Genomic DNA, 12441 nt, shown 5'->3' on the forward strand with positions numbered 1-12441 from the left:
TGGCACAGGAATTCTGCCTAGACGATGCGGATTCGACTCGTACCTCTGGACTCCCCCGACCTGAGTGTCATCGAGATCCGCGATGCGCTGGTCGGGGTTGGGCGTGATCGCGGCGATTTCAGGCAGCTGCCCGCGACGCGCACCGCGCGCTTGTCCGAGCGCCACGCGCGTCTCTACGACAAGAACAGAACGCTCTATGTCGTTGACCTCGGCAGTCGGCACGGCACCTTCGTCAACGGTCAGGCCGTCGCCGACAAGCCGGTGGCGCTCAAGGGCGGCGACGAGATCAACTTCGGCGGCGAGCTTCCCTTTCGCATCGAGCTGCCCGAGAACAGCGCCGAGACCGAGGGCAGCGTCTCGGCGCCCACCGACATCACCCTCGTGCTCGAGCCGGCGGATCCGCAAGCGGGCCCGGATCCCATCAGGATCAAGAACTTCCCCTTCTTCGTCAGCAAGAGCGCGCCGACCTTCGCGAAGTATGCCCAGCGCGCCGCAGCCGAGTTGGACTTCATCTCGCGCCGTCATGCCCAGGTGTCTCGACAAGGCGATCAGCTCCTGCTGCAAGACCTCGGCAGCACCAACGGCACCTTCTTGGACGATCAGCGCGTCGGCGCTGATCCAGTGGTCCTCGAGAACGGACAGAAGGTGGCATTCGGGGGCAGCTACTTCGTCTACCGCATCGCCATTCAGGGGCAGCCAGTGGCGCGCCCGCCGGCCCAAGCAAGCACCGCGAAGCGAGCTGCGTCGGCGGAGCTGGACAAGACGACCTTCCTGGCGGCTGGCACCTCTTTTCTCGATATCCTCTGCGTCGACAATCGCAGCTCAGGTCCTCAGCCCGGCGAAGACGCTGCGGCGACCGGCGAAGGCGCTGTGCCAGCGTCGAAAACAGCGGGCAGTGCCGCCGCCGGGCGCAAGCGTAAGGCCGGACTGCTCCAGCAGATCGACCGGACGACCTGGCGGCGACTGCAGATTGGCGCGCTCGCACTCCTCGCCTTGCTTGGCACAGCCGGCTACTTCATCGCGCGCGAATCTCCGACCGAGCGCATCGAGTCGCTGCTGGCCGCTGGGCGCGGCGACGAGGCACTCCAAGTCGCACGCACTCATTTCGAGTCACTGCAGGGCGATAGCGCATTCGAGCGGCTGGCGTTGCGCGCCCTGGCCGCGACGACCCTCGAGCCTTGGCTCGACGCCCACGACAGCGAGGATTTCGCGCGGATGCAGCAAACCCTCGAAGCCGGCCGTGCCGCCGCGCCGCAACAGCCCTGGAGCCAGGATTATCTGGACACCCTCGCCCTGATCGGTGACGTCGAGCGCTTGGTCCGCCAGCACGGTGGCGTCGAGGCTCCATTGCGCGTGCTCGATCGGGAAGTGGCAGGGGTCCGCGAGATCGTCGACGCCTGGAACCGCCCACGCCCAGACAAACGCCAGGTAACCCAGCGCCTGCTCGGCGTGATCCCGCCAAGCGACGCTGGGCTCATGCGACGATATCGCGACGCCTATCAGCAGGCGGGTTCGGACATTCGCGCCCTCGAGAGCCAGCTTTCGGTCTACGCGCCCGCTGTCAGGCAACTGGAAGCGACGCTCGCGCGGCACCTGCGCGACGGATCGCTCGATCGACTCAGCGCCGAACTCGACGGCTACGCAGAGCGTTACTCGCAGCTGGGTGGATTCGAGGCACTGCAGCAGGATCTAAGCGCTTACCGCGCGCTGGTCGCGGCGGCATCGGAGCAGCGTGTCATCGCTGCGATTCAACTGGCGACGACGACCCGGTTCCATGCCGAGGCTTTCGCCCAGGCCGCTGAGCGACTCGTGCGGGACCAGCTCCCCGAGCAGACATTCCTGGACGCCTATGCCGCCGCACTGGATGCCTGGCGCGCCGGCGAGACCGAGCGCGCGCTGGCGCAGCTCGAGGCGCTGTCACAGGATCCCTCGGGCGAGATCGCCCGGCGCGAGATCGCACGCATGCAAGGAATCCTCGACGAGGTCAACGCCTTGCAGGGGCTGGCGCGCTCGCCGACCTATGATGAGCGACTGCTTCAGCTCTATCAGACGCTCGACCCGAACCGCGATCAGCACATCCAGAAGCGCTTAGAGCGTCAGTACGCAGACAGCCGCACAGCGGTCGAAAGACGCGCGCTGCAAGCCGCCGAGGCGGCCGTGGGCGCCTGGGACGACTATCGCGCAGAGGGCAGGATCACCAGCACCTTGCGCTTGCGCTCAGGCGTCAGCCAAGCCTACAAGCAACGCGCGGCGATGCTGTCACGGGCGGCGAGCAACGCACGCCAGGCACGCCGCCTTTTCGAGCAGAGCGGACAAGAGCCACCGCAGCGGCAGGCAGCCACGCTGACCGAGATCGAGCGCGAGGTGGCCCTGCAGCACCAGGCGCTCGACGAGCTCAGCGGCGTGGTGGCCGAGTCGACCTTGCAGGGCAAGCAGGCCCTGCTGCCGGAGCGCCTGCGCTAGGCTCGACGCAGCCCAATCAGACGAGCGGCAATCCCGAATTCAGCGCGCACCAAAGAGCGCTCACTTAGCGACGAGACCGACGGATCCATGAGCGAAGACCAGTTGCAGCCGCTGCAGGCGGCCTTGGAAGACCACAGCGCCGAAGGCATCGCGATCCTCACCGCCGAGCCATCGCGCCTCATTCAGGCGACCTTGCTGGTCATCGCCGGATTGCTGGTCGCGGCGCTAGCTTGGGCCTTCATCGGTCGGGCGGACGTCATGGTCACCGTCTCGGGCGCGCTGGAGCCAGAAGGGGAAGTGCGGCGTGTCTACGCCCCCGTCGAAGGCGAACTCGTCGATCTCTACGTCGCCGAGGGCACGCCCGTGACCGCCGGCGACGTCATGGCGCGGCTGAACGCCCGACGCGCGGTCGAGGTCGCCGCGAACGCGCTCGATGCCGAGATCGCCTTGTCCGAGGCGGAGTTTCGCGTCGAGCAGTTTCCTCAGACCAAGCTACTCAAGCTCGATGAATCGGAATCCTTGCAGCGGCAGATCGAGATCGAGCGCGCCGCCCATGAACGCCGGCTCGCCGAGGGAATGAGCCGTCTGACCGAGGCCAACAAGGCGCGCTTGGAGGAGGCGAGGACCAGCCTCGAGCAGGCCAACCGTCAGCGCGATCTGGCCTTGTCCGACTATCAGAAGTACCAGCGCCTCTTCAACAGCGCTGGGGGCGGCGGCGTCGCCCGTAAAGAGGTCGAGGACCGCCGCGCGGCCTATGACGCCTCCGAGGCCGAGGCGCGCGTCGCCGAGGCGAAGCTGAGCGAGTTGGAGCTGGAACTGTCGCGGGCCTATACGTCCGCCAGAACCGAACTCGAGACCAGCGACCAGAAGCTCAACGCCCTCAAGCTGGAGCGTGCCAGGCTGCTGAAAGACCTGGAGCAGGAAGAGCGGCGGATCGACGCCGAGCTGCAGAGCGCCCGACTGCGCGCCCAGGCCACGCGGCGCGTGAGCTTCGCCAATATCGACGATGAGAATTTTCTGCGGGTACTGGCCCCGGTCTCCGGCATCGTGACCGATCTGGCGGTGACCCAGCCTGGTCAGCAGGTCGGCGCGAACGCCCCGCTGGGCAGCATCGCGCCCAGCGATGCGCGGCCGCTGCTGGTCGTCGAAGTCCCGGAGCGGGATCGCGGCTTCCTGCGTGAAGGCCAGCCTGCCAAGCTGAAGTTCAACGCCTTCCCATACCAGAGATACGGGCAAATCGAGGGCATCGTCGAGTATCTCGCGCCTGCGGCACAGCTATCGCCACAGTCGAAAGAGCCGGTCTATGAGGCGCGCATCAGCCTGGAGCGCGATCAGTTCGAGGTGGACGATCAGGTCTATCCCTTACGCTACGGGATGATCGCCACGGCTGAGATCGTGGTGCGCGAGCGACGTCTGATCGACCTGGCACTCGATCCGCTGCGCAATCTATGAGATGACCCTGGAACCGCACCCCAGCCGCTCGAGTCGGTGGGAGCGCTCGGGGGCCTTAGTCATCAGTTGGGCCGGTAGGGTGGACGAGCGCGAGCGAAGTTCACCGAATCCCGCCTCGGCGTTGGTGGACTGCGCTGCGCTTGTTCACCCTACGGAAGACGACTGGCCGAAACGATGATCGACGCCGCGCTCGGGTCGCTCAAGGCCGGCGGCCCTATCCAGGCCGCTGAGAGACGCGCAAGCGCAGCGAACAGCATTCGTGCGAAAGCACATCACTCATGCCTGAAGTCGAGGCCGAATAGGGGAAACGGATGAACGTTATCAAGATCAATGACGAAGTGATCGACAGCGATGCATTCGTGAAGCTGCTCAAGCTGACGGGGCGCTTCAACTCGCTGCTGGAAGACATCGTGAAAGAGAAGGTCGCCAGCCACGCGGCGACGCGACAGGGCATGCCCCTGACCGAGGACGAGGTGCAGGAGCGCGCGGATGATCTGCGCCGCATCCGCGGTCTCCATCGGGCGGCGGACATGAACCGCTATTTGGACGGCATGGGCGTGTCGCTCGAGGAGTTCGAGCAGTTCATCATCGAAATGCTCAAATACGAGAAGATGATGGCCGAGGTCTCCAATGACAAAGCCATCGAGGAGTATTTCCGGCTGAACTCGCCCAAGTTCGACGCCATCTCGATCAGCCACATCATGGTGGATTCGGAAGGCAAGGCGAAAGAGATCATCTCCATCCTGGAAGAAGAGCCGGAGGCCTTCGAAGAGCTGGTCGAGGAGTATTCGCTGGCGGACACCCGCACCGAGGCTGGGCGCATCGGGCGCGTCCTCAGGGGTGCGCTGCCGCCCGAGGTCGAGGGCAAGATCTTCAATGCCGCCGAGGGCGCGATCCTCGGACCCTTTGCAACCGTCGGCGATGCCTTCTTCGAGGTCTTCCGCATCGACCAGAAGGAGAGCGCCCAGCTCACCGAGAACACCAAGGAAGAGGTCAAGCGCAGGCTGCGGGAGGAGTGGTTCGCCACCAAGGCGCGCGAGCACCGCGTCGAGGTGTTTTGAGCGCCGCGGATCGGGCTGGTGGTCGGTGGTCAGTGGTCGGTGGCTGGTGGCTGGTGGCTGGTGGCTGGTGGCTTATCTTTCGGATTAAGGAGTCAGTTGGTTGAACGATGCCTTCGATCCAGAGGTCGCTGAGTTTCTCTCTAGAGTCGACCTACTCTCGGCGTTCTCCGAGTCAGAGCTGCGTCATCTCGCCTCGCGGGCCGAGGTGCGCCGCTTCGAGATGGGCGAGACCATCGCGGAGCTGGGTGCGCCCTGTGATCACCTGCTCGTCGTGCGCAAGGGCTCGGTGCGGCTCTTCACCGAAGACGGCGGCAAGGAGGTCAGCGTCGGGCTGCGCAAGGCCGGCGACGTCATCGGTGAGATCGCCGCGCTGCGCGACTACCGCCACACCACGGCGTTGCGCGCCTCGCGCAAGACCGAGCTGCTGGCGATTCCGCGCCAAGCCTTCTCGCCGCTGATCGCCGCCAACCCGGAGGCTCGCGAGCGGCTGACCAGTGTCGTCGCCCTGCGCTCGGCAGGCGACTTCCTCGTCGGGGTCTTCGATCTCAAGGGCAAGATCGAGCAAGAGGCGGTGGACCAGCTGGCGCAGCAGGTCGGCCTCAAGCGCTTTGCGACCGGCCAACAGATCCTCGCGCAAGGAAATCGGGAGGACCGCCGACTCTACGTGGTGCGTCAGGGCGAGGTCGAGATCCTGCGCGAGGAGGACGGCGAGCAGTACCGCATCCTCAAGCTCGCATCCGGCGAGGTCTTCGGCGAGAAGGCCTGCCTGATGCGCCAAGAGCAGCCGGCACGCGCCCAGGCGGCGACGGATGCCGTGGTCCTGGTCGTCCCCGAGCAAGCGGTCCGCCTGCTGCTGGAGCACAATCCCAAGCTGCGCGACGTCTTGCTCGAGCGCATCGGCTTCTTCGACCGCGAACTCGAGCGCCAAAAGAAGCTGGAGGAGCGTCGCAGCCGTCCCCTGCTGATGGATCTGAAGTCTCGGCCAAAGATGGGCGAGCGGATCATCAAGCGCTTCCCGCTGGTCAAGCAGGCGGAAGAGATGGACTGCGGTGCCGCCTGTCTGGCGATGATCTGCAAGCACCACGGCATCGGGATGACGCTCGGCAAGCTGCGCGAGATGGCCAACGTCACCACCCAGGGCGCAACCCTGGACAGCCTGGCGCGGGTCGGCGAATCGCTGGGCTTCAATACGCGCGGCGTGAAATGCACCTTCGACGCCCTGCAGGGCTTCGATCTGCCCTTCATCGCGCACTGGGAGGGCTATCACTACATCATCGTCTACGGCGTCTCCAAGAGCCATGTCTGGGTCGCGGACCCTGGCCCGGGCTTTCGCAAGCTGACGGTCGAGGACTTCGAGAAGGGCTGGACCGGCACCTGTCTGCTCTTCAATCCGACGGCGGAGCTGGTCAACGTCGCCGAGGCCCAGTCGCCCTGGGCGCGTTTCATCGGCTATCTCAAGCCTTACAAGAAGATCCTTGGCTACCTCTTCCTGGCCACCTTCGTGATTCAGATCCTCGGGCTGGTGCCGCCCGTGGTCATCCAGAACATCCTCGACCGCGTGGTGGTGCACCAGGACGTCAGCCTGCTGCACCTGCTGATCATGGGGCTGGTCATCACCCAGGTGTTCACCCAGCTGACCGCCGTCATGCGCGCCTTCCTGTCGAACTACCTGGTGCGCAATCTCGACTTCGTCATGATGTCGCAGTTTCTGCAGCACACGCTGTCGCTGCCGATGAAGTTCTTCGCGACGCGCCGCACCGGCGACATCATCGCGCGCTTCCAAGAGAATCAGAAGATCCGTGCATTCCTGACGGAGTCGACCGTGAGCACGGTGCTCAACCTGCTCATGGTGTTCATCTATTTCTCGATCCTCTTCATCTACAACACCAAGATGACGCTGCTGCTCATGGGCTTCATCGTCCCCTTGATCATCCTGACCGTCTCGGTCACACCGCGCCTCAAGCGCTATGCGCGCGAGGCCTTCGCCTCGAGTACGGATGCCGAGTCGATCCTCATGGAGACCCTGGGCGGCTCGGAGACCGTCAAGGGCATGGGGCTGGAGCGCCCACTGCGGATGAAATGGGAGGGCCGCTACGCCAAGGCGCTCGACGTCCAGTATCGGGCAAAGCGCTTCAACATCTTCGTGGGTGCCGCCAGCCAGCTGCTGAACGGGGCCACCACCATCGGCATCCTCTGGTTCGGTGCCAGCCTGGTCCTCTCGGGCGAACTCACCATCGGCCAGCTGATCGCCTTCAATTCTTTGACGGGCAGCGTCATGGCCCCACTGCTCGGCCTGGTCGGTCTTTGGAATCAGGTGAACGAGGCCGGGGTTGCCATGGAACGGCTCGGCGACATCCTGGACATGGAGCCCGAGCAGCGCGCCGCGGATGCCGCGTCACGGGTGGTGCTGCCCGACCTGCAAGGCCACGTCGCCTTCGAGAACGTCTACTTTCGCTACGGTGAAACGGACACGCCCTACGTGCTCAAGAACATCAGCTTCGAACTCAAACCGGGGCAGATGGTCGCCGTGGTCGGGCTGAGCGGGTCGGGCAAGACCACGCTCGCCAAGATGCTGGTGGGCTTCTATCCGCCGAGCGAGGGCCGCATCCTGGTCGACGGCTATGACCTGCTCGCACTGGATATGAGCTACTTCCGGGCGCAGATCGGCTATGTCATGCAGTCCAATCTCTTGTTCTCCGGGACCATCAGCGAGAACATCGCCGCTGGCGACGAGAATCCGGACCGGCGCCAGGTGATCGAAGTCGCGAAGATGGCCGATGCCCACGGCTTCATCAGCAATCTACCGCTGGGGTATGAGCAAATCGTCGGCGAGCGCGGCATGGGGCTGTCCGGCGGGCAGATCCAGCGTCTGTGCATCGCCCGCGCCCTCTATCGCCAGCCGCGCATGCTGATCTTCGACGAGGCGACCTCGGCGCTCGATACCCAATCGGAGAGCAACATCCTGGACCAGATGCAGAGCATCCTCGAAGGGCGCACGGCGCTGGTGATCGCGCACCGGTTGAGCACCATCATGCAGGCCGATCACATCCTCGTCCTCTATGACGGCTCCATCGTCGAGTCCGGAACCCATGACGAGCTTGTCGCCAAGCACGGCATGTATTACCAACTGGTCCAAAAACAGATCGCCCAAGCCTCATGAAGGTCGTCGACATCGAGCCACAGGAGACCAGGGTCTCATTCGCTGGCGTCCTCGAAAAGATCGAGATCCTGCGCTCCACACTGCGCTGGGCCTCCGCGCTCGACCGCGAGCAGATCGAGAAGCTGCTGAACCAGGCGAACGGCCTACGCACCGAGGTGATGCAGTTGTCCCACAAGGACCGCTTCATCAGCGCGACGGCCAAGGTGCGCACCACCGAGGAACTGACGAGTGCCGAGCGCCGGCAGGCCTTGCTCGACCGCAACTTCGTCTACGACGGCGTCTTCGGCGACAATCCGGCCCTTTTGGAGTGTTTGGAGACGGCGGAGCGGGCAGCACCGACCGAGCTGCCCGTGCTGATCGACGGCGAGAGCGGCACCGGCAAGGAACTCCTAGCCAAGGTGATCCACGCCAACGGGAGTCGCTCAGAGCAGGAGTATGTCTCGGTCAACTGCGGCGCTATCCCCGAGAACCTCATCGAATCCGAACTCTTCGGCCACAAGAAGGGGTCCTTCACGGGCGCGACCAGCGACCGCCGGGGCAAGTTCGAGTCCGCGAACGACGGGACCATCTTCCTCGACGAGATCGGCGAGCTGCCGCTACCAGGACAGGTAAAGCTGCTGCGGGTGCTGCAGGACCATGAGATCCAGCGCGTCGGCTCCGACCAGCCTATCCCTGTCAATGCCAGGGTGGTGGCGGCAACCAATCGCGATCTCTTACAGATGGTGCAGGACGGCACCTTTCGCGAAGACCTCTACTATCGCCTGAGCGTCATCCAGGTCACCCTGCCGCCGCTGCGCGAGCGACGCGACGAGATCCCGGTGCTCATCGACTTCTTCGCCGACCAGGCCGCCGAGCTGATGAGCCGACCGCCAGTGAGGATGAGCAGCCGCCTGCGGCGCCACCTGCTCATGTACGACTATCCCGGAAACATCCGCGAGCTGCGTAACATCATGCTCCGTGTCAGCTGCTTGGCGGACGAGGTCGCGGATGTCGACCATCTTCCAGTCACCGCGCGCCCCAAGTCCACCACATCGAACCCCGGCGTCGCCTTCGACCTCGCGTCCCTGTCGCTCGCGGACGCCAAAAAGGCTGCGGCCGACGAGGCCGAAAGGCTCTACCTGGAAGAAGGCCTGCGCATGGCCAACGGCAGGGTCTCGACGCTGGCGAAAGAGATCGGGATGAACCGCTCTCACCTTCAGACCATCCTCAAGAAGCACGGCCTGAGTTACAAGGACTTTCGTAAGCAGACCGACGCCTAGGCGGCTCCCATCGACAGCCGTTCGGGCTGTCTCGGACCACCAAAACCGGCACCCAAGAGCCCCCTTAGGACGCCAGCCCGTTCTGCGACTGACCCACCGTATTGGTGATGGACGAGTCGATCGCACTACCGATGTCGATCTTGGTGTACTCCACCTGGTTCACGGTGTGGAAGACCGGATCGATCAGGTTGTAGTTGTAAACATTCACCTCGCCAACGAGGACGTTGAAGGGCGATGAGGCGCTGGTTTGCTCAGTATAGGGCGTGATCCAGCCGAAGCTCATCCGCCCGCCGAGCACCTTTGCCCGCGCGTCTCGATCCAGGTCTTTGCTCAAGGCCAGGTTTTCGATCTTCAGGTTTGCCATGGGTCTCTCTCCGCTATTCGGTCGGCTCTTGGTTTCGAGTGGTTCTAAGGCGCATCCCCTGCAAATCTCTAAGCATCTCTCGTACCAACAATGGGCTTCGATCCTCGATTGGTCCAACCGCGCAGTCGGTAGGAGCGGCGCCCCGCCGCGATGGGGCGCTCGTCGCGGCGGGGCGCCGCTCCCACGTCGCACTGCCTGACTGAGGCGCGATGCCTTGCGCCTGCGCCGAGGCTCACACCTTCCAGGTGAAGCGTCCGAATGAAAAAAGCCTTTGTTTCTCTTCGCGTCCTTTGCGATTCGAGTTGTCGGATCTAGGCTCAAGGCTAGCCATTGGCCGGAAATCGTGGCTCGATAGCCAACAGAACTCAACAAAAAGCCAGCTTGAAGCGAACCTTCTCTCATCTAGCTTGAGCCCCTACCGATACGGCTGCCACGAGGAGCCAGCCGGTCAGAGAGGGCAAGACCTGATCGAGACTCGCAACCGTGCGTTCCGGATCCGTCTTAGAGGGTCGTCTGCCCGGCCACTCCATTCTGGGTCTGGTCGGAGATCACTAGATTGAGCCCGCCAATGTTGGAAGACTGGTCGATCCCCAAGGACTGACTCTGCGCCAAGAAATGTGAGCCAGTATCGATGGTCGGGGCGTTGACCAGACTGAACCAGGATGCCGGCAAGCCTTGCAGACTCATCCCGCCAAGCACGGTCCGCATGGCTGCACGGTCGAGTTCTTCGTTCACACTGAGATCATTAATGGTCAACATGGTCGTCTCACCTCAAGATAAATGCATTGAGTCCGCCGGACCGGCCGAGATAGGAGCCCCAATCGACAACGCCAGGGCTCTCCGACATCCCGCCACAGCGGCCTGATCGGGCGTTGTGCCGTCAAAAATTTAAGCAAATTTTGAGCCGCGCCTTCGAGAGCAATCGGAAAGGCACAAAACTGCAGCAGTATCAGGGATATTGAGCTGCCGCCTCACAGGCCAAGCCAGAGAATATGTTGGCGCCAGCGTCACAATGGCAAGAAATCGTTGGCCTAAGAACAACACATCTTGAGATGTCGGCGGCCACGCCATCCGCTCTGATCACACCCGGCAGAGGGACCTCGCTTGGAATAAGCGAACAGCTCGAACCTAGCGCGCAGTCGTTCCGCGGAAGCACACAAGGTCGAGGTACGGCTAAGGAGCACTGGTCTCGGATGAGAAATACAGGACCTTGCCCAAGGATTCGGAGGCGTGCTTACCCAGACTGATCCAACCCTGCCCGCGCAGGATGACCTCGTCATCGCGGATGAAGACGACACTGTCATCTAAGTTGACGTAGGTGCCATTGGTGCTTACGTCGGCCAGAATGAAGGCAGAGCCCTGGCAGCGGATCCGAGCATGATCCCGTGAGGCAAACTCCGAATCGATGGTGATATCCATGTCGGCGCCTCGACCAAGCGAAAGCTCGCCCGAGTCCGGACTCAGCACCAAATGCCGGTTTCGCCAGCGCAAGCGCAGCTTACTGACACGGGTGACCTGTCGGTCTGGGGTGAGGACCTTCACCACCCGCGTCGCGACTTGATCTTGCCAATTCACCGAGAAGAGGTAGGCGTCGGCGAATTCCGGGGCGTCATCCCATTCGGATGTGTCGACCGGGGTGAGCCTTGACTTCAAGTCGCCTGAAGTGAGCGCGTCAAGTGTCCGCACAAGGGTCTCACCAGGACTTGCAAGGCTCGCAAGACGCCTCACGCTGGCAATCACCTCGGCCGATTCCGTCGGGCTATCGGGAGGCTCGTCGTTGACCACTATCCCCATGCGCAGTGCGATATGCCGCCCAACGCACTCCTTGGCACACCGCTGATTGATTTCCGAGACCGCTTCGATGGCGCACTGGGCAGACTCTAGCGAGCAGACCAGATCATTAGGGCTCTCGACGACAAGAGCACCGCCGAAACGCGCCAAGGTGGCTGAGACTGTCTCAGTCAAGGCCTCGTCGAAGGGTAAGTCCAAGCCAGCATCCGGACTCCGACCAATATCGGTCCAGCTCCAATGGATGCCGAGAAAGATGGCGTGCTGTTGGTCTAATGGCTCATACACGAGCCCTTACCTCGATTGGCTACCCAGGTCTATTGTTCCCGGCGACCGCATGCGGCGCACCGACCCTGACGGTAACAACATCGCCTTATGAGAGGTGCCGCCGCGAGCCGGAGAAATCAACCTAGAAAGTGTCCATCAACAACTTCCCCCCTTTCGCAAAGGGGGGCCAGGGGGGATTTCGGACGGGATCACTCACATCGGGAAACAATTGATGAGCGCTTTCTAAAGGTAGGCGCGCGTGGCGCGGCAGTGGCACTAGCGCAGAGCTTCATCGAGCGAAGTCGCCGTCAGCACCCGCTCGGACCATTCGAGCAGGGTCGACTCGTCGGCCTGGGCAATGCGGATCTGGGCCGCATCCGGCAGCTCGCCGAATTTCAGACGCAGCTGTCGCGCCAAGACCCTAGCCTCGCCTTGCTGCATCCCCTGCCGCATGCCTTCTTCACGAAAACGTTCGGCGAATCGACTCATGGCCTGTGTCTCGTCGGGGTAGTCTTGCCTATATTGAGTATTCCGGCCGAATCCGGACACCTATTCCGATCCAAACCGGACACCAATCCGACGTCAAAGCGGACAGCATTCCGAGCTGAAAGCGGACACTGATCCGAC

9 protein-coding genes are annotated in these 12441 nt (G+C 63.3%); 5 read left to right on the plus strand and 4 right to left on the minus strand.

All coding sequences use genetic code 11. The features are described 5' to 3' along the window. The first annotated feature begins 24 nt into the window (after positions 1–24). The 5 genes from G3480_RS15675 (at position 25) to G3480_RS15695 (ending at position 9395) form a co-directional block, all read left to right on the plus strand. The gene (locus G3480_RS15675; RefSeq protein WP_164654835.1) at positions 25–2463 is read left to right on the plus strand and encodes an FHA domain-containing protein; all 2439 of its coding nucleotides are present in this window, start codon (positions 25–27) and stop codon (positions 2461–2463) included. A gap of 87 nt (positions 2464–2550) precedes the next feature. Next, on the plus strand, positions 2551–3915 hold the full coding sequence (locus G3480_RS15680; protein ID WP_164654836.1) for a beta-barrel domain-containing protein: 1365 nt from the start codon (positions 2551–2553) through the stop codon (positions 3913–3915). A 311-nt stretch (positions 3916–4226) separates the two neighbouring features. Then, positions 4227–4976 (plus strand): peptidylprolyl isomerase, encoded by a 750-nt coding sequence (locus G3480_RS15685; protein ID WP_164654837.1) that lies wholly within the window; start codon positions 4227–4229, stop codon positions 4974–4976. A 100-nt stretch (positions 4977–5076) separates the two neighbouring features. Beyond that, positions 5077–8136 (plus strand): peptidase domain-containing ABC transporter, encoded by a 3060-nt coding sequence (locus G3480_RS15690; RefSeq protein WP_164654838.1) that lies wholly within the window; start codon positions 5077–5079, stop codon positions 8134–8136. After that, on the plus strand, positions 8133–9395 hold the full coding sequence (locus G3480_RS15695) for a sigma-54 interaction domain-containing protein (protein ID WP_164654839.1): 1263 nt from the start codon (positions 8133–8135) through the stop codon (positions 9393–9395). Before G3480_RS15690 ends, G3480_RS15695 begins: the two co-directional genes overlap by 4 nt. 64 nt (positions 9396–9459) lie before the next feature. Here the strand turns inward: G3480_RS15695 and G3480_RS15700 are convergent, their stop codons facing one another. The 4 genes from G3480_RS15700 to G3480_RS15715 all read right to left on the minus strand — a co-directional run bounded on the left by G3480_RS15700 (position 9460) and on the right by G3480_RS15715 (position 12303). Next, entirely contained in the window at positions 9460–9759 is a 300-nt protein-coding gene (locus G3480_RS15700) for a hypothetical protein (protein WP_164654840.1), read from the minus strand. A gap of 501 nt (positions 9760–10260) precedes the next feature. Beyond that, positions 10261–10518 carry a hypothetical protein gene (locus G3480_RS15705; RefSeq protein ID WP_164654841.1) on the minus strand — a complete coding sequence of 86 codons (258 nt, stop codon included), beginning with the start codon at positions 10516–10518 and terminating at the stop codon, positions 10261–10263. Positions 10519–10932: 414 nt separating this feature from the next. Continuing rightward, positions 10933–11835 (minus strand): FHA domain-containing protein, encoded by a 903-nt coding sequence (locus G3480_RS28990; protein ID WP_164654842.1) that lies wholly within the window; start codon positions 11833–11835, stop codon positions 10933–10935. 255 nt (positions 11836–12090) lie between these two features. Then, positions 12091–12303 (minus strand): DUF4351 domain-containing protein, encoded by a 213-nt coding sequence (locus tag G3480_RS15715; RefSeq protein ID WP_164654843.1) that lies wholly within the window; start codon positions 12301–12303, stop codon positions 12091–12093. Positions 12304–12441: the final 138 nt, after the last annotated feature.

It is taken from the genome of Thiorhodococcus mannitoliphagus, assembly GCF_010915725.1.
Taxonomy (GTDB): Bacteria; Pseudomonadota; Gammaproteobacteria; order Chromatiales; family Chromatiaceae; genus Thiorhodococcus; species Thiorhodococcus mannitoliphagus.